This is a genomic window from Brevundimonas sp. BH3, from assembly GCF_045345115.1.
In the GTDB taxonomy this organism is placed as follows: Bacteria; Pseudomonadota; Alphaproteobacteria; order Caulobacterales; family Caulobacteraceae; genus Brevundimonas.
Genome location: NZ_CP150796.1, coordinates 2208725 through 2232615, shown reverse-complemented (window position 1 = coordinate 2232615; position 23891 = coordinate 2208725). Strand labels below are relative to the sequence as shown.

The following is a 23891-nucleotide window of genomic DNA, read 5'->3' as shown; positions in this document are numbered from 1 at the left end:
GCCGATTTGTAAGCTGACAGGCGGGGTTTGCTGGCTAGGCTGGCCCTGTAATCGGGAGATTTAAGCTTTGCGTATCGGTATCCCTATGGTGGCGGGTCTGGCCTTGATGGCCGCAGCGGTTTCGGGTTGTGCATCGGGCAGCGTCCTGGCGCAGCAAGCACCTATGACTCCGCGTGCCGAGGTCGAGCGGCAGGGCGAGACCCTGCTGGTCCGTTATGAAATGGATCGCGATGCGGCGGTTTGGGTCTTTACGGATTCGGCCCTGATCAGCGAGGTGCGCCAGCCATGGCGACCGACCCAGTGGACGGTGATGACGCCCAATGTGGTGCTGGATCGGACGGGTCATTACGATTTTTTGCGCACGGAAGACGGCAGCCCCGTCCCGCGCACGGTGGAAATCCGCGTGCGACCCAAGAGTGTGAATCTGGAGGCTGAATACCCGACCCTGAGCTTTACCAACGGGGCGGTGGCCCTGCCGACGGGGCAGATGTCGGTGTTTCCGATGGGCAGCGTGGCCGAGGTGGCAGCCCTGCCTTCGGACCTGAACGGAGTGGATACGCATGTCGGCCCGACGCAGGTGTCGTGGCGCGATCAGGCGGGGCCGGTATTGTTCGCGGGCGAGCGCCGCCCGTACCTGATTACCCAGCATGAACGGTCTTATGTGCTGCTGGGCGATGCCGATGTGACCCGCAGCGAAGGTCTGACGGCGGTGATTGATCCGGCCTTGCCGGACTGGATGGCGGCCACCTTGTCAGAGGCGGCTCCGGTGACAGGGCAGTGGTATCGCCAGCGTCTGGGACCGGCGTCTGCGGGTGCGCAAAAGCCTGTGCTGATGGCGGCATGGCGGGGCGCGACCGAACGGATGACCAGTATGGGCGGAAGTGTTCTGCCGGGTCTGATCGTGATGAATTTTGAAGGGCAGGGGATCACCCAGCCAACGGACAGGGTGCGCGAACGTGCCCTGTGGTTCATTGCTCATGAGGCGGCGCATTTCTGGTTGGGCCAGACCGTGCGCTATGAATATGCCCGCGATAGCTGGATCACCGAGGGCGGGGCCGATCTGATGGCCGTGCGGGCGCTAAAGGCGCGCGATCCATCATATAATGACAAGGCCGAGCTTCAGACCGAGATCGACGACTGCGTGAAATACGGAGCCAAGCCTGTCGCCGAGGCGGGCGCGCGCGGCGAGCATCGCGCCTTTTATGCTTGCGGCGCGGTGTTTGCCATGTCGGCCGAGGCGGCACAAAAGCGCAAAACGGGCGGCGATTTCCTAGATTTCATTGGTCCGCTGATTGATGCCAACCGCGATGACGGCGTGCTGACCTCCAGCGAGTGGTTGATCCATTATGCGGCGGCGGGTGCGCGTATGGAGCAGGCCCGCCTGATGCTGGAAATGATCAATACGGGTGCGCCCGATCCGGCGGCCAGTGTGCTGACCCTGCTGGAAGGTTGGGATGTGACCTTGCAGGACGGACGCGTGGTTCTGCGTTAAGCGCCAATATCTAGGCGGGTGCGAACGGATAGGGACTGACCGACTTGGCCCAGTCATCGACGGCCAGAGGGCGGTCGATAGGGGCTGCGGCCCGCTCGGCACAAGGATGGCGGTGGCATAGCCGACATGCGGGGCCGATCGGCGTGACCTCGGGATGGGTCAGGTCCAGCCCATGTGCATGGATCAAACGATGTGCGTGTTGCAACTCGCAACCCATGCCGATGGCCAGATCCTGATTGTCGCCCATGCCGTCATGGCCCTGACGGCTAACCGTGCGGGCAAAGGTGAACCAGCGGCTGGCGGGTTTGCCGTCCTGTTCCGGCGTTTCGATGATCTGGGTGATGATCCGGCCCGGTGTGCGAAAGGCCGAGTGCAGGCGCCAGCGCGGGCAGGCACCGCCAAAGCGCGAGAACGGAAACGCGCCGGTGGCATAGCGTTTGGATATGTTGCCGGCCTGATCGACCCGCATCAGAAAGAAGGGCACACCGCGCGCCGAAGGGCGTGACAGGGTGGTCAGGCGATGGGCGGCCTGTTCGTATGACACGCCAAACTTGGCCTGTAGCCGACTGATATCATAGCGGCTTTCGTCGGCCAGACGCTGGAAAGCGGCATAGGGCATCAGGATCGCAGCGGCCAGTGTGTTGGTCAGGGCCACTTTCAGAAGGCTGCGGGTTGGTTGGTCCGGCGTATGGGCAGCCTCGACCATGGCGTTCAGTTCGCTGCCGTGTTCGGACAGAGCCAGTTGATAGGCGACGGCAAAGGCGCGCGACGACGGGCCCAGTGTCTCGCTGAGCAACAGGCGGCGCATATGCAGGTCAAAACGGCGCGTCCACTGCACCATGACCTCGGCGGGCAGGGTGCGGACCGTTAGCCCGTGACGGGCGGCAAGGCGTTGACGCGCCGCTGGCTCGAACCCTTCGGCGTGGGGCGGGCGGTCGGCTTGCAGGGCGGCGAACAGGTTTTCGCCCAAGGTGTCCAGTTCGGGAAAATGGTTGCCGCGCGATTGCAGATATTCGCGCACCCAGTCGGCGGGGGCACCGTCATCCAGACCTTCGCCCTGTTCGCTGGCGGCACGCATGCGGGCGCGCTGATCGTCAAAGGTTTGATAGAGCCGCAGCAAAGCCTCGGCCACGGCGGGCGCTTCTTCGATGGCCTGCATCAGTTCGTGACGCGGGGCGCTGAAACCCTTGAACACCGGATCGGCCAGTATTTCGGTCAGGCGGGCCGCATCGACCGCGCCCGACTGGTTCAGCGTGCGCAGGTCCACATCATAGGTCTCGGCCAGTTTCAGCAGCAGTTGCGCCGAGACGGGGCGCTGGTTGCGCTCGATATGGTTCAGATACGATGGCGACACGCCGAGGTCTTCGGCCATGGCGGTCTGGGTCAGGCCAAGGTCGCGGCGCACCCGTTTGAGGCGGGCACCCAGAAACAGTTTGCGGTCGGCATTATCCTGCATATCAAAGATAGGTCACAATATGACTAAATGCGTCAAGTCATATTGTGACTAAGTGACTTTAATCTTGGTGCTGGTGGTGTGTCATTTGTGACTTTGGCGTGTTCTCTGGAGGCAACGACGGCTGTGGCCGCGCCCTTCGCAAATCGAGAACGACAATGACGACCTTTGCAGATCTGATTCCTTCGCCCTCTGGCCGTTTCGACGGTATCGAACGCCCCTACACGCCTGAAGATGTCCTGCGTCTGCGCGGCTCGGTGCCGATCACCCATACGCTGGCCGAGCGCGGTGCCAATCGTCTGTGGGAGTTGCTGCACTCGGAACCCTATATCAATGCTCTGGGCGCAGTGACCGGCAACCAGGCCATGCAGATGGTTCGTGCAGGTCTGAAGGCCATCTATCTGTCGGGCTGGCAGGTTGCAGCCGACGCCAACACCGCCAGCGCCATGTATCCTGACCAGTCACTGTATCCGGCCAATGCCGCGCCGGAACTGTGCCGCCGCATCAACCGCACCTTGCAGCGTGCCGACCAGATCGAACATGCCGAGGGTGGTGCCAAGCGTGATTGGTTCGCCCCGATCGTGGCCGACGCCGAAGCCGGTTTCGGTGGTCCGCTGAACAGTTTTGAAATCATGAAGGCCTTCATCGAAGCCGGTGCCGCGGGCGTCCACTTCGAGGACCAACTGGCTTCGGAGAAGAAGTGCGGCCACCTCGGCGGCAAGGTTCTGATCCCGACCCAAGCCCACGAGCGCAACCTGATCGCGGCCCGTCTGGCTGCCGATGTTTGTGGCACACCGACCCTGACGGTGGCCCGTACCGATGCTGAATCGGCCCAGCTGATCACCTCGGACATCGACGAGCGCGACCATCCGTTCATCGACCGCGAGAACCGCACGCCCGAAGGCTTCTACCGCCTGAAGGAAGGCACCGGCCTCGACCACTGCATTGCGCGCGGCATGTCCTATGCCAAATATGCGGACCTGCTGTGGTGGGAAACCAGCCACCCCGATCTGGACGATGCCAAGAAGTTCGCCGAGGCGATCCAGAAGAAATATCCGGGTAAGCTGATGGCCTATAACTGCTCGCCGTCCTTCAACTGGGAAGCCAAGCTGGACAAGGAAACCATTGCCAAGTTCCAGCGCGAGCTGGGTGCCATGGGCTACAAGTTCCAGTTCGTGACTTTGGCCGGTTTCCACAGCCTGAACAACGGCATGTTCGAACTGGCTTCGGGCTATCGTGACCGTGGCATGGCCGCCTATTCCGAGCTGCAACAGCGCGAGTTCTCGAACGAAGCCATCGGCTACACCGCAACCCGCCACCAGCGCGAAGTCGGCACCGGCTATTTCGACGATGTCGCCACCGTGATCTCGCAAGGCCAGTCGTCCACGACCGCTCTGAAGGACTCTACCGAAACGGCCCAGTTCAGCGCCGCCTGATCCCCGCAAACAGGAGCCGGAGACATCCGCCTCCGTCCGATCCTTAAAAAGGAATGATCGCGATGACCACCTATACCAGCCCACGGACCATCATCGACTTTTGCCTGGCCCCGCTTGATCTGGATGCCGGTGCGGACGCGACGCAAGAAGTGCGCCGCCGTCTGGAGCATGTCATCAAGACGCTTCAGGCCAAGGCCAACAAACCTTTGAGCGTGGATTTTTCGTCCATGCCCTCACAGGTCATCAACGAGGCCGCTCACGGCTACGAATAAGAGTTGTGTCTCTGGATGCGCAGAACCGCCCGAAGATCATTTTTCGGGCGGTTCTTGCATGTCGGGTCAACCGTTAACGCGTCGTGGCAGGGTTTGATGTCAGCGACGAGTTTGTCTTGAAATACTGATTTCTATGTCCGTCGCAGGCTTGTTGCAGCAGGGTGGTAATCCGTGTGAAACGAGTCGTGTTCCAATTATCTGAGCTGCGAAAAAAGGTCTGGTACGGATCAGTATGAGCTACGAAACCCAGCAGTCACCTGTGGCCCCTATGGCGACGTCACGTCTTTGGACAGCGGGAGCCAGCGGTGGCCTGTCAGTCATCATCATGCTGGTTCTAGCTGTGATGCAGCCTGCTGTGGCGGGCTGGATGGTGATGGGGGCCGTGGCGGTGGCTTTCACGACATGGTTCGTAAACCGCAGACCGGTTTCGGGGGCGATCTATGCCCCTCTGGCGACGGAAAGCCCTGTCGAAGCCAAGGGCGATACGGGGCTGATGACTGACGTCTTCGAGGCCAGCTTTGATCCCATGATGATTATATCGGGCGGCGAGGCAGACGATATTGCCGGACGACGTATTCTGTTGGCCAATGCTGCCGCTCGCGAACTGTTTCCGGTTAGTGCCGCCGGAGGGTTGCTGGTGTCGGTGATCCGCGAGCCAACCGTGCTGGAGGCCATCGACGATGCCCTTTTCACCGGTGAGGCTTCGCGCGTGGACTATGTTTCGGGCGGGGCCCAGGAGCGCCACTGGCGCGCACAGGTCCATCCCTTACCCGAACGCGAAGGCTCGTTGTTCGAAGGGCAAGGGCGCCCCGAAGCACTGGTTCTGCTGACTCTCAAGGATGAAACAGACCTGCGCCGTATCGAGCGTATGCGCGTCGATTTTCTGGCCAATGCCAGCCATGAACTTCGTACGCCGCTGGCCTCGCTTTCGGGCTTTATAGAAACCTTGAAGGGGCACGCCAAGGATGATCCCAAGGCGCGTGACAAGTTTCTGGATATTATGGCGGCACAGGCCGAGCGTATGAGCCGATTGGTTGCCGACCTCTTGTCATTGTCGCGTATCGAACTGAACGAACATATCGCGCCGGATGGCCGTGTGGACCTGTCGCGCGCGACTTCGGATGTGCTGGATGCAGTCAGTGTTCTATCCCGCGAACGACAGGTCACGGTGGAAGCTGATCTGGGAATTGGCGGTGCCGACGTGACCGGCGAGCGCGACGAGATTGTGCAGGTGGTGCAGAACCTCGTCGATAATGCACTCAAATACTCGTCGGCGGGCGGTAAGATCGAAGTCACGATCGAGCGTGACCGGACACTGGACGAGACGTTCCAGACGCGTATGGCCGATAGTACGCGTCTATCACTGGTGACCCCCGATCGCGAACAGGGTGCGCGCTATGTGGTGGTGGCGGTGCGCGACCACGGTCCGGGTATGGCGCGTGAATACCTGCCGCGTTTGACCGAGCGATTCTATCGCATCGAGGGCCAGAAGAGCGGTGAGCGTCAGGGCACGGGCTTGGGATTGGCCATAGTGCGACATATTGTAATACGTCATCGGGGTGCACTTTCTGTGGAAAGTGCGCTGGGATCGGGCGCTTTATTTGCCGCAGCCTTTCCTCTGGCTCCTGATCGCAAGAGTGTTGCGGCACAGCCAATAGAAGAAATCTTTTAAATATTAAAAGTTTAACGAGCGGGGCCCGATGTTTGCAAAGCCGACACAATGGCGGCTGGGCGCTGTAACAGAACTGTCATGCATCCGTCTTATTCCGCTCGCCTTTCAAGGGCATTTTCTGCCCAATTCAAAGCTCGCCCAATGGTGGGCCGTAAGATTGCGTCTCGGACCTGAATGACCTGGATTTTCCTGATTTTCATGGCTGTGTTTGTCGTGCTGTCCTATTTGGGCGGCAGGCGACTGGCTGTGCGGCGCAGTCAAGGCGTCAAACCGCACTCGCGCCCCGGACAGCATGGCCTGTATGCAGTGATCGGCGTGCTTGCCCCTGCACTGGCCATCCTGATTCTGGCCTCGGTGTTTTCGGCACCGATCGAGCGCCATCTGATGGCAGCAGGCAGTCCCGAAGCTGTCGAGCAGCTTGAACCCTTCCGCCGTCAGGCCTTTATGGCCGATGCGCGTCGCGTGGGGCAGGGCGGCGAGGCGCTGCAAATCTGGGCGGCACCCTATGCCGAACTGCTGCCCACTGAGGGACGCCGTGCCCACAATATCCATTCGCTGCTGCAATGGGGCGGGCTGGTCGCCTCGGTGATCGCGGCCATTCTGGGCGGATTGTTTGTCTTCCTGCGTATCCGTCCGGACCTGCGCGCGCGTAATGCGGTCGAGGCCTGGGTGGTGGGCATTCTGTTTGCCTGTGCCACCGTGGCGGTGCTGACGACCGTCGGTATTATCTTCTCGCTGGTTTATGACAGTCTGCGCTTCTTTGGCATGGTTTCGCCGCTGGAGTTCCTGTTCGGCACCCAGTGGAGCCCGCAGATTGCCATCCGCGCCGATCAGGTTGGCTCGTCAGGTGCATTCGGGGCCGTGCCGCTGTTTGCCGGTACCTTCCTGATCATGCTGATCGCCATGGCGGTTGCCGCGCCGGTCGGTTTGTTCTCGGCCATCTATCTGTCGGAATATGCCAGCAAGACGACCCGCGCAGTGGTCAAGCCTCTGTTGGAGGTTCTGGCCGGTGTGCCGACCGTGGTTTACGGCTTCTTTGCTGCCCTGACCGTTGGTCCGGCGCTGCGTGTGTTCTTCAATACGATCGGTAGCTGGCTGGTCGGTGGACCACTGGACGGTCTTGGCCAGTATCTGATGCTGGTCCAGAACCAGATGGCTCTGGTGGCCGGTTGCGTCATGGGCATCATGCTGATCCCGTTCGTATCGTCCCTGTCGGACGACATCATGAATGCAGTGCCACAGTCCCTGCGTGACGGCTCCTACGCAATGGGGGCCACCAAGTCCGAGACGGTCAAAAAGGTTCTGCTTCCCGCCGCTTTGCCGGGTATCGCGGGCGCTCTGTTGCTGGCCGTGTCGCGTGCCATCGGCGAGACGATGATCGTGACCATGGCGGCAGGTCTGGCGGCAAAGCTGACGCTCAACCCGCTGGAAACCGTTACGACCGTCACCGTCCAGATCGTGACCCTGCTGACGGGTGACCAAGAGTTCAACAGCCCGAAAACGCTGGCCGCCTTCGGTCTGGGCCTGACCCTGTTTGTGGTCACTTTGATGCTGAACATTGTCGCCATGCGTATCGTCGCTGCCTATCGTGAACAATATGACTGACGCCGCTTCCAAATCCGGCGCAGTCAGCGCCCGTACGCAAAAACTCCAGGCCCGCCTGAAGAGCCGTTATGCCCGTGAGACCCGCTTCAAGTGGTTCGGTCGCGGGGCCATTGCTGTGGCGCTGGCTTTTCTGGTCATCTTGCTGACCAGCATTGTCATGCAGGGCTATACGGCCTTCTACACCCACAGCCTGACCCTGCCGGTCTATATGGATCCGGCCCGCATCGACCGAGCCTATCCTCAGGGAACCAATTTCGAACAGTTGGTCGCCGAGCAGCAACTGGTGCGGATGGGGGTGACCGATGACGAGAACGGCTCCAAGGCTTCGGCCATGCGGGCCCTGCTGTCGTCGGAGCTGAAATTCATCGCGGCAGAACGTATTCGCGCTCAACCGGCGCTTATCGGTCAAACTGTCCCGGTGACGACACCGCTGTCTGACGATGCGGAAATGTATCTGAAGGGCAAGATCACCCTGGATACGCCAGAAGATCTGCGTCGTGTCAGCGACCAGCAGATGCAGTGGCTGGACAGCCTGAAGTCGCAAGGCGTGATCCGTGCCCACTTCAACTCGGCTCTGTTCACCAAGGGTGACTCCACCCAGCCGGAACTGGCGGGTTTGCTGGGCGCTGTGATCGGCTCGACCCTTATGTTGTCGGTAACGGCCCTGATTGCCATTCCGGTCGGTGTCTTTGCCGCTGTGTGGCTGGAAGAATATGCGCCGCGTAACCGTCTTACGGCGATCATCGAGGTGAACATCAACAACCTCGCTGCCGTGCCGTCGATTGTGTACGGCCTGCTGGGTTTGGCTCTGTTTATCAACTTCCTGCACCTGCCACGCGCCAGTCCCCTAGTTGGGGGTCTGGTACTGGCCCTGATGGCTCTGCCGACGATCATCATCGCCACGCGCTCGGCTCTGAAAGCTGTTCCGCCGTCGATCCGGGATGCGGCTCTAGCCATGGGTGCCAGCCGCACCCAGACTGTTTTTGGTCACGTCCTGCCGCTGGCCATGCCGGGGGTGATGACGGGTTCGATCATCGCTATGGCGCACGCGCTGGGCGAAACCGCCCCGCTGTTGCTGATCGGTATGATCAGCTTTGTGCCGGGTATTTCGGCGGCGATTGATGCGCCTGCCGGTGCCCTGCCGTCCCTTATCTATATCTGGGAGAATGCCTCGGAGCGTGCGTTCCATGAACGGACCGCAGCCGCCATCCTTGTCCTTCTCGCTTTCATGATCGTGATGAACGCCGCCGCAATCCTGTTGCGTCGTCGCTTCGAACGCCGGTGGTAATGTCTATGAACACCAAGCTTATCCGCACCCCCATTGCCTATGCGCCTGAAGGTCAGCCGACCGGCGCAGCCGCAGACGCCACCCGTTCGGTTGCCCCGCTTGTGGGTGACAGCGCCCGTGCCGGTCTTGGCCCGATCAAGATCTCTGCCAAAGAGGTCAAGGTCTTCTATGGCGAGAAACAGGCCCTACACGGTGTCAGCCTCGACATCCCCGACAAGGCGGTCACCGCCCTGATCGGTCCGTCGGGCTGTGGCAAGTCTACCTTCCTGCGCACACTGAACCGTATGAACGACACCGTCCCTGGCGCGCGCGTCGAAGGCCGTATCGAGATGGACGGCGAAGACATCAACGACAAGAAGGTCGATCCGGTGCTGCTGCGCGCGCAGGTCGGCATGGTGTTCCAGAAGCCCAACCCGTTCCCCAAATCGATCTTCGAAAACGTGGCCTATGGCCCGAAAATCCACGGACTGGCTTCATCCAAGTCGGAACTGGAAGACATCGTCCAGTCGGCGCTGAAACGTGCCGGTCTGTGGGATGAAGTCGCGGACCGTCTGCATGCGCCGGGTACCGGTCTGTCAGGTGGTCAGCAACAGCGTCTGGTGATCGCCCGCGCCATCGCCGTCGAACCCGAAGTCATTCTGATGGACGAGCCTTGCTCGGCACTGGACCCGATTGCGACCGCCAAGATCGAAGAGCTGATCGACGAACTGCGCGAGCGTTACTGCATCGTCATCGTCACCCACTCGATGGCTCAGGCGGCCCGCGTTTCGCAACGCACGGCCTTCTTCCACATGGGCAACATCGTGGAAACGGGCGACACCGAAGACATCTTCACCAACCCGCGCGAGCGCCGCACGCTCGACTATATCACTGGCCGTTTCGGTTAAGGGCGACATGAACCAGCATACCGTCAAAGCCTATGGCGACGAGCTGAACCAGCTCACGGCAGAGGTCGTCCGCATGGGCGGCCTTGCCGAGGCGCAGGTGGCCGATGCCATTGAATCCGTGGCCCGCCGCGATGTGGCACTGGCCCGCGCGGTGATCGAGCGTGACCTTAAACTGGACACGCTGCATTACGACATCGAAAAGAAGGCCATACGCCTGATCGCATTGCGTCAGCCGGTAGCCTCGGACCTACGCCGCACGCTGGGGGCCATCAAGCTGGCCTCGGATCTCGAGCGCACGGGTGATCTGGCCAAGAACATTGCCAAGCGCGCATTGATCCTTGCCGAAGGCGAGCCGATGCAACTTCTGACGCGCTCCATCGAGCGCATGGGGCGTCTGGTATCGAACCGTCTGCGCGATGTTCTGGATGCCTATACGGCGTCCGAAGTCGAGCGCGCCATGAGCGTCTGGCAGACCGATGACGAGGTGGATGAGCACTACAACGCGCTCTTCCGTGAACTGCTGACCTATATGATGGGCGATCCGCGCACCATTACGGCCTGCACCCATCTGTTGTTCATGGCCAAGAACCTTGAACGTATCGGCGACCACGCGACCAATATCGCCGAGACGGTCCACTATGAAATCACCGGCGAGGACATGATGGGCGAACGCCCGCGTGCCGTGCCGGCCCCCGGCGAGGATGCTTCCCCCACGCCGACCCTGACGGGCAATGATGCCCCGTCGGCCGATTGACCTGACATTCCACGACCGGAGAGTCCGAAATGCAGCCCTATATTCTGGTAATGGAAGACGAGGACGCGCTGTCGACGCTCCTCCAGTATAATCTGGAAAAAGAAGGCTATGAGGTCGCCGTCGCCGGAGATGGCGAAGAAGGCTGGCTGATGATCGAAGAGCGCCAGCCGGACCTTGTCCTGCTGGACTGGATGCTGCCGCAACTGTCGGGCATCGAGGTGTGCCGCCGTATCCGTGCCAAGTCTGAAACCCGTAACCTGCCGGTTATCATGCTGACGGCACGCGGCGAGGAAGCCGACCGGGTGCGCGGCCTTGATACCGGTGCCGACGACTATATGACCAAGCCGTTCTCGATGACCGAGCTGACGGCGCGTATGCGGGCGGTCTTACGTCGTCTGCGTCCGGGTCTGGCCGATGATCGCGTTAACCACGCCGACATCGTCATGGACCGTGTGGCCCACCGCGTCAGCCGCGCGGGCCGCGAGGTTCACCTTGGTCCGACCGAGTTCCGCCTGCTGGACCACTTCCTGAAACATCCGGGCCGTGTGTTCAGCCGCGAGCAGCTTCTGGATGCCGTCTGGGGCTCTGACGTCTATGTCGAGGCCCGCACCGTGGACGTTCACGTCGGCCGTCTTCGTAAGGCGCTGAACGTGGATGGCACGACCAATCCGATCCGTACAGTCCGCTCGGCGGGCTATTCTTTGGATCTGAACAACTAGGGCCGTTTGATCGCATATAAAAAGGGCGCTGTGGCCAATGCCGCAGCGCCCTTTTTGGTATCTTAGTGGCGGGCTTCGGGGGCCGGCACCACGACCTCGCTCGGATCAATGTGATAATCGGTCGAGCAGTATTCGCAGTTGGCGTGGATCATCCCGTCGTCTTCGATCATCTCGTTGCGGTCTTCTTCGGAGAAGGACTGCAACACGGTCACGATACGGTCGCGCGAGCAGCGGCACTGGGCCTTGAGCGCGGTCGGACCTTCCAGACGCACGCCGTCCTCGTGGAACAGGCGATAAAGCAGGGTTTCCGGCGTCAGGGTCGGATCAACCAGTTCGTCATCTGTAAGGGTGGCGAACAGGGCGCGGGTGCGATCCCACACTTCTTCAGTCGAGCCACGGGCCTCGTCTCCGGCAATGACCTGAATCAGGGCACCGCCTGCACGATATTGCGTGCCGGTGTCGGTGGTGATCTGACCAAGGGCGAGATTGACCTTGGTCGGGATCTGTTCGGACTGGACGAAATAGTGCTCGGCGCAGGTCGAAAGGCTGTCTCCCTCAATGGGGGTCATGCCCTGTGTGCGCTCGAAGTCGGGGCCACGGTCCAGTGTCATGATAAACAGACCCTTGCCCAGCAGGTCTTGCGCGCCGGGGGCGTCATGACTGTCGCACAGGGCGGTCAGTTCGCCTTCGTCATAGCGGCAAAAACCGCGCATGGTGCCATCGGTGCCATAGTCAGCCAGCACATAGCGCACAGGGCCGTCGCCCTGAGCCTGAACCAGCAGGCGGCCGTCGAACTTCAGGGCCGAACCGACCAGAGCGGCCAGAGCGCAGGCCTCGCCCAGCAGACGGGCGACGGGCAGGGGATAGTCGTGCGATGACAGGATGGTGTTGATGGCGTCGCCCATGCGGACCAGACGGCCACGGACAGGCCAGCCTTCGATCTGGAAGGCCGCAGCCAGATCATCATGCAAGGCATTGATAGGGGCGGTAGCGTCGGTCAATTTGGGTCCTGAAACACTGTAATAAACTTGAAGTCGCGCAACATAGTGAGCCGTGGTCCCATTTGTAAGGGGCGGGACTTGCAGCCTGCCGCTGACATGGCAAACTTCATTGCGATGTTTATGCGGTTTTAGGGAACTCTTGCGCCCGTAAACCGCTGATGTTTGTGAACCCCACAGTTATTAAAGATGGCAGGCATGAGCGACAACACGCATCTGATCGACGAAGTGATTGCAGAAGTCCGCAAACATCCGGGCATTGTGGCTGGAGGCGTGGCTGTTCTGGCGGCTGTGGGCTTTGCATCCCTTTTCCTGAACCAGCGCATCGGCCCGCGCCGCTATGAGGTCTTGATGGACCGTATCGATCCGCGCGGTTGGGTGGATACCGTAGCCCTGCGCGACCGGCTGGAACAAATGAGCGCCCGCGTTCATGACGACGCCGATGATTTGGGACAACGTGCTTCTGAACGTGCCCGTGGCTTCAAGGCCCGTGCATCGGATCGTATGCACGACCTGTCGGACCGCGCACAGGAACTGGGTCACAATCTGGGCGATCGCGCCCGTGGTTTTGCCGATGGTGCCCGCGAGCGGTTTGATGACTGGCGCGATGGTCCGCGCCGCAGCCGCACCTCACGCCGCTATGCCAAGAAGGCCCGCCGGGTTGCCGAGGATGCGCGTGACTATGCCAGCGATTTTGCCAAGGACCACGCCAAGGAAGGTGCCGCTCTGTTGGCCGTCGGTCTGGTGGCCGCAGCGATTGGTGCAATTGCGCTGGAGCAGCGTAAAATCAGCGGTAAGTAGGTACTAAAGTCGAAGATTTGAAAAAATCATGCGTAAAGGGGGCTGTTTGGCCCCCTTTTTATTGCTGCAAGTGCGAAGGTGGGCTAGGTGCGGGGCATGACCTCGCTCATCGCTGATACGCCCGTTTTCGTGTTCGATTTCGATTCGACTCTGGTTCGCATCGAAACGCTGGAGGCCTTGGCCGAACTGTCGCTGGCAGGGGCCCCCGATGCCGCCGAGCGCAAGGCGAAAATCGCCGAACTGACCGAGCTGGCGATGAACGGCCATCTTGGTTTTGGCGAGGCGCTGCAACAGCGACTGGCGCTGCTGGGTCTGCGTCGCGAACATGTAGAGACATTGGCCGACCGCATTCTGGACGAGGCTACCATCTCGGTGCGCCGCAATGTCGATTTCTTCGAACGCAATGCCGAGCGCATCTATATTCTTTCGGGCGGTTTTACCGAGGTGATTGCGCCTCTGGCCGCGCGTCTGGGCATTGCGCCGGACCATGTGCTGGCCAATGAACTGGTCTATGACGACGAAGGCCGTGTCACCGGTGTGAACGAGGCCAATCCGCTGGCCCGCGAGAATGGCAAGCCGACCGTTATCAGCAGCTTGAAACTTGAGCGCCCGATTGTGATCGTAGGCGACGGCTGGAACGATGCCGAGGTCAAGCTGTCGGGGGCGGCTGATCGTTTCTATGCCTTCACCGAGATTGCGGCCCGCCCGAAAGTGGTCGAGGTCGCCGATGCCGTCGCATCCAGCATGGACGAGCTTTTGTTTGCCGAGGGTGTGCCGGGACGCTGGTCCTATCCGCGTAACCGCATGAAGATGCTGTTGCTGGAAAACATCCACCCCGCTGCTGTCGAGCGTCTGGAAGAAGCCGGTTACAGCGTCGAGACGATGAAGGGCGCTTTGGATGAAGACGACCTGATCGAAGCGATCAAGGGCGTGCATGTTCTGGGGATCCGCTCGAAGACAACCGTCACCAAGCGCGTTCTGGAGCATGCTGACCGCCTGATGGCCGTTGCGGCCTTCTGCATCGGCACCAACCAGATCGATCTGGAAGCCTGTGCCGATAAGGGCGTGGCTGTGTTCAACGCACCCTATTCCAATACCCGTTCGGTGGTGGAGCTGGCTCTGGGCCTGATGGTCGTGATGATGCGGGACGTGGCCGACAAGTCGCGCCAGATGCATCAGGGCGTCTGGAACAAGTCGGCCACCGGATCGCGCGAAGTGCGCGGCAAGACGCTGGGTATTATCGGTTATGGTGCCATCGGTAGCCAGCTTTCGGTTCTGGCCGAAAACCTTGGCATGCGCGTGCTGTTTTATGACCTGAACGAGCGTCTGGCGCTGGGCAATGCACGGCGTGTGCGCAAGCTGGATGACCTGTTGGTCGAGGCCGATGTGGTGACGCTGCACGTCGATGGCCGCAAGGATAATGCCAATATCTTTGGCCGCGAGCAGTTCGCCAAGATGAAGGACGGCGCGCTGTTCCTGAACCTTGCACGTGGTCATATTGTCGATGTCGATGCTCTGGCCGATGCGGTGAAGTCGGGGCGTCTCGGCGGGGCTGCGGTGGATGTGTTCCCCGAAGAACCGCGCACAAATAGCGATCCTTTCGACAGCCCGCTGATCGGTCTGGACAAGGTGATCCTGACCCCGCACATCGGCGGATCGACCGAAGAAGCACAAGAAGCGATTGCCGAGTTCGCCGCCGAGCGTTTGCTCAACTATCTGAACCGCGGCGATACGACCTTCTGTGTGAATCTGCCCAATGTGCAGTTGTCCGAAGTCACCCGTGCCCACCGCCTGCTGCACATCCACAAGAACCAGCCTGGCGTACTGGCCGAGTTGAACCGCGCACTGTCCGAGGCGGGGCTAAACATTCTGGGCCAGCACCTGAAGACGGACGAGCGCACCGGCTATGTCATCATCGATGTCGATCGTGGCTATGATCCCGAGGCCCTTAGGGCCTTGAAACAGGTGCCCGGAACCGTGAAGTTCCGCATGTTGCATTAAAAACGCTGGAAGGGCCGGAATGAAAAGTTCCGGCTCTTTTTGCGTAACGGTGTATTGCAATCGTCTGTGTGCGGCGCATCCTCTACCTAACGGCCCCGATAACGGGAGGGCTGGCGGGAGGAAGATATGAAGCTATTGTTGAGCGGAGCTGCTGTTGCAGCTCTGGCGCTGGGTGTCTGTGCGACCGGGGCCGAGGCCCAGACCTATAACCGTCTTGTCGTTTTTGGTGACAGCCTGTCCGACAACGGCAATCTGTATATGGCCACCAGCGGGACACAGCCTGCTTCGCCCCCCTATTGGCAGGGCCGCTTTTCCAGCGGGCCGGTATTTACCGAACAACTGGGCTTTAATGCCGCCAATTTCATGGGGCCGGTAACCGGCAGCATCAACATGGCCTTTGGCGGAGCCAGAACCGACGTGCAAGCCATGCCGCCGGGTATGCAGTTGCAACTGGCCCAGTATCGCCAGCGCGGGGGGACGTTCGGAGCCAATGATCTGGTGACGGTGCTGGGCGGGGCCAACAACATCTTTCAGGGACTTCCGGCGGCGGGGGCCTCCAGCAATCCGACAGGGTCCATCGCCACGGTTTCCAATGCGGCAGCGGCCGATATCAGCGGATTGGTCGGGTCTGTAGCGGGGGCAGGGGCCGGAACGATTGCGGTTATCAGTCTGCCGCGTCTTAGCACCACGCCCCAGTTCAGGAGTACACCCGCGGCTCCGCTGGCGGATTATGCCGTCACCACATTCAACTCTGCGCTGTTGAACGGGCTAAAGCCTGTGGCCAGCCAGAACAGTGGCACCAACATCATCTATGTGGACCTGTTGAGCGGCAGTGACGCCATGGCCGCCAATCCCGCCGCCTTCGGGATCACCAATGCCACACAGGCCTGTTTCAACGGTGGCACCGTCTGTTCCAATCCTGACAGCTATTTCTATTTCGACGGGGTTCACCCGACGCAGAAGGGGCATTCCCTGCTGGCCGCACTGGTCAATGACTACATCTATTATGGCGAAGCGGGTTCGCGCATGGCGGTGCTGGGCGAGACAGCATGGCGTCACCGCGAGGATGATCTGGATCTAGCCACCCGCACCCTGTCCACCCGCGATGGGTGGGGAACGGGAACGCGCCTGAGCCTGTCGGCACTGGCCGATTCCACCAAGGTGGATGCGCGTGGCGCAATCGAGGAAACCAAGACCGACGGCTATGGTCTGCGTCTGGCACTGGAAACAGGCAACGAGACGCTTCGTTTCGGATTGGCCGGTGCGGCCCGCAAGTCGGAAATCGATGCGGGTCCGGTCAAGGCCGACCTCGATAGTTTCAGCCTCGACGCCTATGGCGGCTGGCGCTCCGACACGGCCTTTGTGAACTTTGCTGCGGGGGCCGCGCAGGACGACTATAATGATGTAGAGCGTCTGACGGCTCTGGCACCGCTGGTGCACACTTCCTCGACGCGTGGCACGTCTATGGGCGCGCGGGCGCAAGGGGGGCTGTGGTTCCAGCCGGGACGGCTGGCGATCTCGCCGCGTGTGGCTGTGGCCTGGGTCAGCACCACGGTGGATGACTTCTTCGAGAATGGCGGCGCTGCAGACTATCACTATCAGGAGCGCAAGCTGGATGCTGTGACGGGCGAGGTGACGGTGCGTGTCGAGCATCGTGCCGAGCGGTTCGGCTTCTATGCCGAGGGCGGCTGGCGCGATTCCTTAAGTGACGGCAGCGACGATATCCGTACCGGCCTTGTCGGCAATACGGCCAAGGTTTTGGCTGAACAGGTTGACCTGCCTTACGGCTCGCAAGGGCTGGCGGCGGTCGGTCTGGAGGGCAAGATCGGCGAACGGATGAATGTCGAGGTCGGCTATCGCGGCCGCTTTGGCAGCGATTTCACCAGCCATATGGGCGGTGTTCGCGTCAGCCTCGCCTTCTGATCGACCAGGACTGCGCCGGATCGACGCAGTTGAAGTGGCCCGCCAACGATGTTGGCGGGCCTCACAATTGTCAGGGGGGCACAGATTACAGCCATTTAATGTTGGCCATCCTGACGCAAGGGATAGCGGCTGCTAGCCTTGTTTTCGAACCAGCGTTGGAGGGCAAATGACTGCTGTGCTGCAACTGACGGACGTCAGTAAAAACTACGGTAGTTTTCAAGCCGTTAGAAATCTAAGTTTCGAGGTTGAGCGCGGAACCATCTGTGGTTTCCTTGGCCCTAATGGTGCGGGCAAAACCTCGACCATCCGGATGATCCTGGGGCTTCAGGGCGTATCGTCGGGGCAAATCAGCATCTTGGGTGCCGATGACGGCCGAAAGGTGCGCGACCGGATCGGTTTCCTGCCCGAGGAACGCGGTCTTTATAAAAAGATGACCCCTGTTGAGGCGATCTCCTATCTGGGATCGCTCAAAGGTCTGCCCGCAACTGAAGGCCGCAAACGCGCCCGCGACATGCTGGAGCAGATGGGGCTTGGCCACGCCCAGAAGAAAAAGATGAAGGACCTGTCCAAGGGCATGGCCCAGAAGGTCCAGTTGATCGCCTCGGTGGTGCATCAGCCGGAATTTGTCATTCTGGACGAACCCTTCTCGGGACTGGACCCGATGAACCAGCAGGGGCTGGAGGCGATGATCCGCTCGCTGGCCGCCAATGGTGCGACCGTCCTGTTCTCGACCCACGTCATGCAGCATGCCGAGCGTCTGTGCGACAAGGTGGTGTTGTTGGCCCGTGGCCAGAAAGCCTTTGAAGGCACGGTAGCCGAGGCGCGTGCCACATCGGCCCGCTATCTGGAAATCGAAGGCATGCTTGATGTGAACATGGTTGCGGCCCTGCCGGGGGTGGGGACTGTTGAAACACTGTCGGACATTGACGGCATCGTCACCCTGAAGGCGGCATTGGTGGCGGGGGCCGAGGCCCAGCATACTTTGCGGGCGGCCTTTGTATCGGATCTGGATGTGCGCCGCTTCCAGTTGCGCGAACCGACCCTGCATGACGCCTTTATCGCCCTGACCGGCGATCATCCCGACGATGACCAGCGGCACAAAGCCACCGGCACCCAGATTGAGGAGGCCGCGCAATGAACCGCGCCATGTTGATCGCCCATCGTGAAGTGATGGCCTATGTGAAGACGGTCGGTTTCTGGCTGTCTCTGCTCAGCCTGCCGTTCTTTGCTGTTCTAGGCGGCTTTATGCCGACACTGCTGAAGCGGGCAGAGCCGGTCCAAAACTATATTCTGGTCGAGGAAACTGCCCCTACGGCGTCGTCGGGTCTGGCCGCCGCAGTGCGCGAGGCACTGGAAAAAGACTATGACCGCACGGTCCTGTCGTCGCTCAGCATCGCAGCGGTGGGCGAGGCGGGCATTAGCGGCCGCGATACAGTGCGTAAAGCCGTGGACGAGGGGGGCTATGAAGCGGGGCTGGCGGCGTTGAAGCAGGTTGCCCCGCGTGCGGGCGCAGCCTTCAAGGCCCCGCGTCGCGACAAGATCGAGCTTCCGGCTCCGGCAGAACTGCTGTCGGCCCCTGCGGGCGAAGCACTGGATGCCAAGGCCCGAGAGTGGGTGCAAAAGGACAAGTCGGAAGGCGGACAGGATCTGTCGGCCATCATCATCCTTTCCAATAAGGACAATGGTCCTGCGGCCCGTATCTGGTCACGCCGTGCGGGCAATAATGACATGGAGGGCCTGATCCGCGATGCCCTTCGTGACGTGAACCGCCAGAAGGCGTTCGAGGCCAGTGGTATCGATACGGCGGTCGTGGCTCAGGTCGAGAACTATCGTCCCGACATCACGCTGCTGTCGCCACGTGCGGCTTCGGGGGGCGAGGTTGGTTTGCGTGATCGCCTGCCGTCCGTCATTGGCTTGATCTGCGGCTTCCTTATGTGGTCGCTGATTATCACCGGTGCCAGCATGTTGATGAACGGGGTCATGGAGGAGAAATCCAACAAGATTCTCGAAGTCCTGCTGTCGTCGGTGACCTCTACCGAACTGCTGGTGGGCAAGGTACTGGGCGTGGCCATTCTGACCCTGACGGTCATGGGAGGCTGGGGCATTATCAGTGCTGTCGGTCTTGCTGCGACCTTGCCGGATGTGGCGCGTGATATCGGCGCAGTGATGTTGCACAACGGTCTGTGGCTGTATCTGCTGTTGTATCTGGTGGGCGGCTATCTGATGTATGCGGTGTTGTTTGCCGCTATCGGGGCCTTTTGCGAGACCCCGCGCGATGCACAGACCTTGATGGGGCCGGTGATGATGGCGATGGTGGTGCCGCTGCTGTTCATGCAGATGGCGGTGCGTAACCCCGATGCCGTGATCCTGAAGGTGCTAAGCTTCATTCCGCCCTTCACACCCTTTATCATGTCTGCCCGTGCGCCCAGTCAGCCACCGCTGATCGAGGTGATCCTCAGCATTGTGCTGATGTTTGCCTTTGCTGGGCTGATGATGTGGCTGTCCGGGCGGGCCTTCCGTGCAGGGGCTATGTCGGATGCCAAGCTGTCGTGGAAGTCCTTCATAGGAGCCATGCGCCAAAGCTAGGGGCATTTGTACCTACAAACGAAAGGCGGGCCATTGTGGCCCGCCTTTTTTGTATCTGCCTTGCGGGAGACAGTCCTTGGCCAAAAGAAAACCCGCCCTGCGAAATCGCGGGGCGGGTTTTCTGGAAGCCTTATTGAAAGGGCGTCGCTATTAGCGGCCGCGACCCTTCGGTGCCGGCAGCAGACCTTCGCGCTGTGCGCGCTTGCGAGCCAGCTTGCGAGCGCGACGGACAGCTTCAGCCTTTTGACGGGCGCGCTTTTCCGACGGCTTTTCAAAGTGCACGTGACGCTTCATTTCGCGGAAGCTGCCTTCACGTTGCATTTTTTTCTTCAGGGCCTTCAGGGCCTGATCGACATTGTTGTCGCGAACGAAAATCTGAACCAGGGTTCTCTCTCCTTTGGCCGCCCGCCGCGTCCTGATGAAGGGAAGACGGGCAGACAAAACAAAAACCTCTCCAAAAGGATTAACCCCTCTGGATGAAGGCGGCGGGATACATGATCTTTGGTCCTGTGTCCAGCCAGAGCTATCAATCGTGATGGGTCGAAACCCAATCATTATGCGGCTATTATAAACCTATGACCGAGACACCGCACCCGACCGAACCGACGCAAGCCGCTTTCAGCGGAAAGGAACAATCTTCCGATTGGACCGAACGCACGGAACAGGCTGTGCTCAGTGCGGCTATTTTGAGGGCCGAACGGCTGGGCTGGAATAACCATCTGGTGCGTTCTGCCTGTGAAACGGAAGGTTTTTCTCTTGGAGATCAAGAGCTTCTGTTTCCGCACGGGGCGCGCGATCTGGCGGCCCTGTTGTCACGTCGTCATGACGCAGCCGCACTAAAGGCGCTGGAGGCCACGCCCGCCCACACGCTGAAGATTCGCGAGCGAATCGCGGCAGGGGTGTCGGCGCGTCTGGAAGTCGCCGCTGCTGACCTTGATGCGTCACGCAAATGTGCGGGATTTTTAGCACTACCGTTCAATGCCGATCTGGGAATCGGTTTGATGTGGGAAAGCGCCGACAAGATCTGGCGCTGGGCTGGTGATACCTCCACCGACCAGAACCATTATTCAAAACGCACCATTCTGGGGGGGATTCTCGCTCCGGCCCTGACCATCCGTCTGTTCGAGGGCAAGGATGCCGCCGACCGCTTTGTTGCCAAGCGGATCGAGAATGTGATGGCCTTTGAAAAATGGAAGGCGGGCAAGGATTTCGATGCGCCGATGCGCAACATCACCGACTTTCTGGGCCGCCTGCGTTACGGGCCAAGAGCTGAATAAATAAAGGGCCGCTGTTTTCAGCGGCCCTTTCTATTAGAGGTCTTCCAGCACCTTATTCACATGGGCCATTTTGCGGCCCGCGCGTGCTTCGTGCTTGCCGTAGAAATACAGGTGGTTGGACGGATTGGCGGCCAGTGTGGGCCAGTCATTGATCTCGTCGCCCAGCAGGTTGGTCATCTCGACCTTGGCATGGGGTTTGGTCGAGCCCAGCGGCCATCCGGCAATGGCGCGGATATGCTGCTCGAACTGGTCACAGCCACAACCGTCCTGTGTCCAATGGCCGGTATTGTGCACACGCGGGGCGATTTCGTTGACCAGAAGACGGTCGCCCAGATCGAACAGCTCGACCCCGATCACGCCAACATAGTCCAGACCGTTCAGGATGTTGGTGGCGATGTCGACGGCGCGGGCCTGGGTGTCAGCATCCACATTATCAGCAGGCGCGATTGTGGTGCGCAGGATGCCGTTCTCGTGGATGTTCTGGCCCAGCGGATAGACGGCGACGGAGCCGTCTGTGCCTCGTGCGGCAATCACTGACAGTTCGCGGCTGAAGCGGGCGGCGGCTTCCAGAATAGAGGGGCGTGCACCGAGTGATTCCAGTGCGGCTGTGGCATCGGCAGCATCTCTTATCCAGGCCTGACCCTTGCCGTCATAGCCTTCGCGGCGGGTTTTTAGCAGGGCGGGCAGGCCAAGCGCCTCAATAGCGGCCGTGAGGTCATCGAGATTATCAATCTTGCGGAAGTCGACGGTCGTGGCCCCGACCCTGCTCAAATAGGTTTTTTCCTCCACCCGGTCCTGCGCCACGGCAAGGGCGCGACCATTGGGGGCCACGCGCACGCCTTCAGCTTCCAGAATAGCCACGACCGAGGCAGGAACATTCTCGAACTCGGTGGTGACCACATCACAGGCGGCGGCAAGGGCTTTCAAGCCATCCACATCGTCATAGTCAGCCTGAATGTGGCGGGCAGAAACGCGCGAGGCGGGACAGTTTTCCTGCGGTTCGAGGATAACGGTGTCGAAACCCAGAGTGGATGCCGCCTCGGCCAGCATTCGCCCCAACTGCCCTCCACCAAGGATGCCGATCGTCGAACCGGGGGGCAGGGCAGAGGGGAGAGGGACGGTCATAAGCGCTTAGTCCTCGACGGTTTCGAGTACGGATTCGGTCTGGGCGGTGCGGAAGGCCGAAAGGCGTCCGGCCAGAGCTTCGTCGGACAGGGCCAGAATCTGCACGGCCAGAATACCGGCATTGGTGGCACCGGCCTCGCCAATCGCCAGAGTGGCCACGGGTACGCCACCCGGCATCTGGGCGATGGACAACAGGCTGTCCATGCCTTTGAGGGCCTTGGACTGCACCGGAACGCCCAGAACCGGAAGGTCTGTCATGGATGCGGCCATGCCCGGCAAATGGGCGGCACCGCCAGCCCCTGCGATAATGACCTTATAGCCTTTGGTCTTGGCCGTGGTGGCAAAGTCGAACAGACGTTGCGGGGTGCGGTGGGCGCTGACGACCTTGGCCTCCCATGCGACACCAAGCTGGTCCAGCTTGTCGGCGGCGAGTTTCATCGTCGGCCAGTCGGAACGGCTGCCCATAATAATGGCAACGGGCGGCGTGGAGGCGGTCATGGCTTTGGCTCCCCAAACGGTAAAGTGGCCGCTTATAGCAGGCGCGTTGCGTCCGCAACCGACCGCGCTACTCTGAGTGAACTGAATTGCCCGCGACTCGCCCGTTTTGCGGTGCCGGAGCTTCGATTTGAGCCGGACGGAAGATCAAGACCCTGTGGCCCTTGTGGCCGAAATCGAACGCCTGCGTTTCGATATGGAGGCTCTGCGGCAGAGGGCGGAGCGGGCGGAGGCACTGGCCGATCATGATGTCCTGACGCCGGCATTGAACCGTCGGGGTTTTGTGAATGTCCTCAACCGTCAGATGGCATACTGCCATCGCCACCAGCAGTCTGCTGTCTTGCTGTATATGGACCTCGATAATTTCAAACCGTTGAATGACCAGTACGGCCATGCGGCAGGCGACGAGGCCTTGCGGGCGGTGGTGAATATTTTGCACCAGCAGACACGCGAATCCGATGCGGTCGGTCGTCTGGGGGGCGACGAGTTCGCTGTGGTCATGATGAATGCCAGCTACGAGGACGGTAAGGCCAAGGCCCGGCGCATGCAGGAGCAATTGCAAAGTCAGGGCTTTGAATGGCGGGGGCAACACCATGCTCTGTCAGCTTCGATCGGGGTGCGTTCCTTGTCCGTACAGACCGATCCGGAAGTCTGGCTGGCCGAAGCCGATACGGCCATGTGGCTTCGCAAGGCCGAGAAACCTTCAAGTCGTAAAAATGACAAAATATAGGACTGGATCGAGGCGCACCATTCTGTGCCGCGGCTGCTGCGGGCTGGAACGGTCTAGATGGCTCCACACCTTAACATTGATGAAAATATTCAGTTCTGTCCCTTCAGGCCGAATAATCATTCGGGTTTGAAATGTCCTGCTCTGCGCGTGGGCTTGTGAAATATTTCGCCCCAAGGGATTTTAAATGTAAAAAATAGGAGTTTTTTCTTAATCTCATCGGTTCTGACGGAAAATATTGTGCCATCGGGTGTAGATATGATTTTTGAACGGATGGTGCTGCATTGCGACGTAGCGCTGAATTATATTCAGTAAAGGGTGCAATATCCGAGACTCTTACCGGCAAACCGATGCTACCGATTCAACCTAGGAACATTGTT

At 60.4% G+C, this 23891-nt stretch carries 21 protein-coding genes and 1 pseudogene; 17 read left to right on the top strand and 5 right to left on the bottom strand.

Translation table 11 applies throughout. From position 1 onward, the window contains the following. The first annotated feature begins 67 nt into the window (after positions 1-67). Complete coding sequence (locus WEU32_RS10920) at positions 68-1492, top strand: hypothetical protein (RefSeq protein ID WP_406851897.1); 1425 nt, start codon at positions 68-70, stop codon at positions 1490-1492. A gap of 10 nt (positions 1493-1502) precedes the next feature. On the opposite strand, the gene WEU32_RS10915 is transcribed toward WEU32_RS10920, so the two are convergent. After that, positions 1503-2948 carry a short-chain fatty acyl-CoA regulator family protein gene (locus WEU32_RS10915; RefSeq protein ID WP_406851896.1) on the bottom strand — a complete coding sequence of 482 codons (1446 nt, stop codon included), beginning with the start codon at positions 2946-2948 and terminating at the stop codon, positions 1503-1505. A 155-nt stretch (positions 2949-3103) separates the two neighbouring features. On the opposite strand from WEU32_RS10915, the gene aceA reads away from it, so the two are divergent. The 8 genes from aceA (at position 3104) to phoB (ending at position 11578) form a co-directional block, all read left to right on the top strand. After that, a complete protein-coding gene (gene aceA, locus WEU32_RS10910; RefSeq protein WP_406851895.1) occupies positions 3104-4381 on the top strand; it encodes an isocitrate lyase in 1278 nt (425 codons plus the stop codon). A gap of 62 nt (positions 4382-4443) precedes the next feature. Continuing rightward, positions 4444-4653, top strand: a complete 210-nt coding sequence (locus WEU32_RS10905; RefSeq protein ID WP_312136217.1) for a hypothetical protein — start codon at positions 4444-4446, stop codon at positions 4651-4653. A 232-nt stretch (positions 4654-4885) separates the two neighbouring features. After that, positions 4886-6325, top strand: coding sequence for an ATP-binding protein (locus WEU32_RS10900; protein WP_406851894.1), 1440 nt, complete (start codon positions 4886-4888; stop codon positions 6323-6325). Positions 6326-6499: 174 nt separating this feature from the next. Beyond that, positions 6500-7930 (top strand): phosphate ABC transporter permease subunit PstC, encoded by a 1431-nt coding sequence (gene pstC / locus WEU32_RS10895; protein WP_406851893.1) that lies wholly within the window; start codon positions 6500-6502, stop codon positions 7928-7930. Beyond that, on the top strand, positions 7923-9218 hold the full coding sequence (gene pstA / locus WEU32_RS10890) for a phosphate ABC transporter permease PstA (RefSeq protein ID WP_406851892.1): 1296 nt from the start codon (positions 7923-7925) through the stop codon (positions 9216-9218). Before pstC ends, pstA begins: the two co-directional genes overlap by 8 nt. Before the next feature lie 5 nt (positions 9219-9223). Further along, on the top strand, positions 9224-10105 hold the full coding sequence (gene pstB / locus WEU32_RS10885; protein WP_406851891.1) for a phosphate ABC transporter ATP-binding protein PstB: 882 nt from the start codon (positions 9224-9226) through the stop codon (positions 10103-10105). Between the two features lie 7 nt (positions 10106-10112). Next, positions 10113-10859 (top strand): phosphate signaling complex protein PhoU, encoded by a 747-nt coding sequence (phoU, locus tag WEU32_RS10880; protein WP_312136225.1) that lies wholly within the window; start codon positions 10113-10115, stop codon positions 10857-10859. Positions 10860-10888: 29 nt separating this feature from the next. Beyond that, positions 10889-11578, top strand: a complete 690-nt coding sequence (gene phoB / locus WEU32_RS10875) for a phosphate regulon transcriptional regulator PhoB (RefSeq protein ID WP_312136227.1) — start codon at positions 10889-10891, stop codon at positions 11576-11578. 62 nt (positions 11579-11640) lie between these two features. Here phoB and WEU32_RS10870 read toward each other — a convergent pair whose 3' ends face one another. Beyond that, on the bottom strand, positions 11641-12579 hold the full coding sequence (locus WEU32_RS10870; RefSeq protein WP_312136229.1) for an Hsp33 family molecular chaperone: 939 nt from the start codon (positions 12577-12579) through the stop codon (positions 11641-11643). A gap of 195 nt (positions 12580-12774) precedes the next feature. On the opposite strand from WEU32_RS10870, the gene WEU32_RS10865 reads away from it, so the two are divergent. The 6 genes and pseudogenes from WEU32_RS10865 (at position 12775) to WEU32_RS10840 (ending at position 19887) form a co-directional block, all read left to right on the top strand. After that, positions 12775-13377 carry a hypothetical protein gene (locus tag WEU32_RS10865; protein WP_312136230.1) on the top strand — a complete coding sequence of 201 codons (603 nt, stop codon included), beginning with the start codon at positions 12775-12777 and terminating at the stop codon, positions 13375-13377. Between the two features lie 96 nt (positions 13378-13473). Continuing rightward, positions 13474-13965, top strand: a pseudogene (locus WEU32_RS10860) (HAD family hydrolase); the annotation flags it as partial. Between the two features lie 156 nt (positions 13966-14121). Continuing rightward, positions 14122-15378: a phosphoglycerate dehydrogenase gene (serA, locus tag WEU32_RS10855; protein ID WP_406853438.1), complete on the top strand. Its 1257-nt coding sequence runs from the start codon at positions 14122-14124 to the stop codon at positions 15376-15378. A 126-nt stretch (positions 15379-15504) separates the two neighbouring features. Continuing rightward, positions 15505-17301 (top strand): autotransporter domain-containing protein, encoded by a 1797-nt coding sequence (locus WEU32_RS10850; protein WP_406851890.1) that lies wholly within the window; start codon positions 15505-15507, stop codon positions 17299-17301. A gap of 166 nt (positions 17302-17467) precedes the next feature. After that, positions 17468-18439, top strand: a complete 972-nt coding sequence (locus tag WEU32_RS10845; RefSeq protein WP_312812350.1) for an ATP-binding cassette domain-containing protein — start codon at positions 17468-17470, stop codon at positions 18437-18439. Next, on the top strand, positions 18436-19887 hold the full coding sequence (locus tag WEU32_RS10840; protein ID WP_406851889.1) for an ABC transporter permease: 1452 nt from the start codon (positions 18436-18438) through the stop codon (positions 19885-19887). The genes WEU32_RS10845 and WEU32_RS10840 overlap by 4 nt, the downstream gene beginning before the upstream one ends. A gap of 150 nt (positions 19888-20037) precedes the next feature. Here the strand turns inward: WEU32_RS10840 and rpsU are convergent, their stop codons facing one another. Beyond that, positions 20038-20271 (bottom strand): 30S ribosomal protein S21, encoded by a 234-nt coding sequence (gene rpsU, locus WEU32_RS10835; protein ID WP_087139870.1) that lies wholly within the window; start codon positions 20269-20271, stop codon positions 20038-20040. Between the two features lie 191 nt (positions 20272-20462). Here rpsU and WEU32_RS10830 point away from each other — a divergent pair, with 191 nt between their 5' ends. Beyond that, entirely contained in the window at positions 20463-21164 is a 702-nt protein-coding gene (locus tag WEU32_RS10830; protein WP_406851888.1) for a COQ9 family protein, read from the top strand. A gap of 33 nt (positions 21165-21197) precedes the next feature. Here WEU32_RS10830 and WEU32_RS10825 read toward each other — a convergent pair whose 3' ends face one another. Continuing rightward, entirely contained in the window at positions 21198-22289 is a 1092-nt protein-coding gene (locus WEU32_RS10825; RefSeq protein WP_406851887.1) for a 5-(carboxyamino)imidazole ribonucleotide synthase, read from the bottom strand. Positions 22290-22295: 6 nt separating this feature from the next. Next, on the bottom strand, positions 22296-22787 hold the full coding sequence (gene purE, locus WEU32_RS10820) for a 5-(carboxyamino)imidazole ribonucleotide mutase (RefSeq protein ID WP_406851886.1): 492 nt from the start codon (positions 22785-22787) through the stop codon (positions 22296-22298). Between the two features lie 127 nt (positions 22788-22914). Between purE and WEU32_RS10815 the strand changes: the two genes are divergently transcribed. Then, on the top strand, positions 22915-23514 hold the full coding sequence (locus tag WEU32_RS10815; RefSeq protein WP_406851885.1) for a GGDEF domain-containing protein: 600 nt from the start codon (positions 22915-22917) through the stop codon (positions 23512-23514). Positions 23515-23891 lie beyond the last annotated feature (377 nt).

Excerpts from the sequence above, each read along its gene's own strand:
- pstB (WP_406851891.1), top strand. The coding sequence starts at position 9,224 with ATGAACACCAAGCTTATCCGCACCCCCATTGCCTATGCGCCTGAAGGT.
- WEU32_RS10900 (WP_406851894.1), top strand. The coding sequence starts at position 4,886 with ATGAGCTACGAAACCCAGCAGTCACCTGTGGCCCCTATGGCGACGTCA.
- WEU32_RS10865 (WP_312136230.1), top strand. The coding sequence starts at position 12,775 with ATGAGCGACAACACGCATCTGATCGACGAAGTGATTGCAGAAGTCCGC.
- WEU32_RS10850 (WP_406851890.1), top strand. The coding sequence starts at position 15,505 with ATGAAGCTATTGTTGAGCGGAGCTGCTGTTGCAGCTCTGGCGCTGGGT.
- WEU32_RS10915 (WP_406851896.1), bottom strand. The coding sequence starts at position 2,948 with ATGCAGGATAATGCCGACCGCAAACTGTTTCTGGGTGCCCGCCTCAAA.
- pstA (WP_406851892.1), top strand. The coding sequence starts at position 7,923 with ATGACTGACGCCGCTTCCAAATCCGGCGCAGTCAGCGCCCGTACGCAA.
- serA (WP_406853438.1), top strand. The coding sequence starts at position 14,122 with ATGGACGAGCTTTTGTTTGCCGAGGGTGTGCCGGGACGCTGGTCCTAT.
- pstC (WP_406851893.1), top strand. The coding sequence starts at position 6,500 with ATGACCTGGATTTTCCTGATTTTCATGGCTGTGTTTGTCGTGCTGTCC.
- WEU32_RS10830 (WP_406851888.1), top strand. The coding sequence starts at position 20,463 with ATGACCGAGACACCGCACCCGACCGAACCGACGCAAGCCGCTTTCAGC.
- WEU32_RS10840 (WP_406851889.1), top strand. The coding sequence starts at position 18,436 with ATGAACCGCGCCATGTTGATCGCCCATCGTGAAGTGATGGCCTATGTG.
- purE (WP_406851886.1), bottom strand. The coding sequence starts at position 22,787 with ATGACCGCCTCCACGCCGCCCGTTGCCATTATTATGGGCAGCCGTTCC.
- WEU32_RS10905 (WP_312136217.1), top strand. The coding sequence starts at position 4,444 with ATGACCACCTATACCAGCCCACGGACCATCATCGACTTTTGCCTGGCC.
- phoU (WP_312136225.1), top strand. The coding sequence starts at position 10,113 with ATGAACCAGCATACCGTCAAAGCCTATGGCGACGAGCTGAACCAGCTC.
- WEU32_RS10825 (WP_406851887.1), bottom strand. The coding sequence starts at position 22,289 with ATGACCGTCCCTCTCCCCTCTGCCCTGCCCCCCGGTTCGACGATCGGC.
- WEU32_RS10845 (WP_312812350.1), top strand. The coding sequence starts at position 17,468 with ATGACTGCTGTGCTGCAACTGACGGACGTCAGTAAAAACTACGGTAGT.
- aceA (WP_406851895.1), top strand. The coding sequence starts at position 3,104 with ATGACGACCTTTGCAGATCTGATTCCTTCGCCCTCTGGCCGTTTCGAC.
- phoB (WP_312136227.1), top strand. The coding sequence starts at position 10,889 with ATGCAGCCCTATATTCTGGTAATGGAAGACGAGGACGCGCTGTCGACG.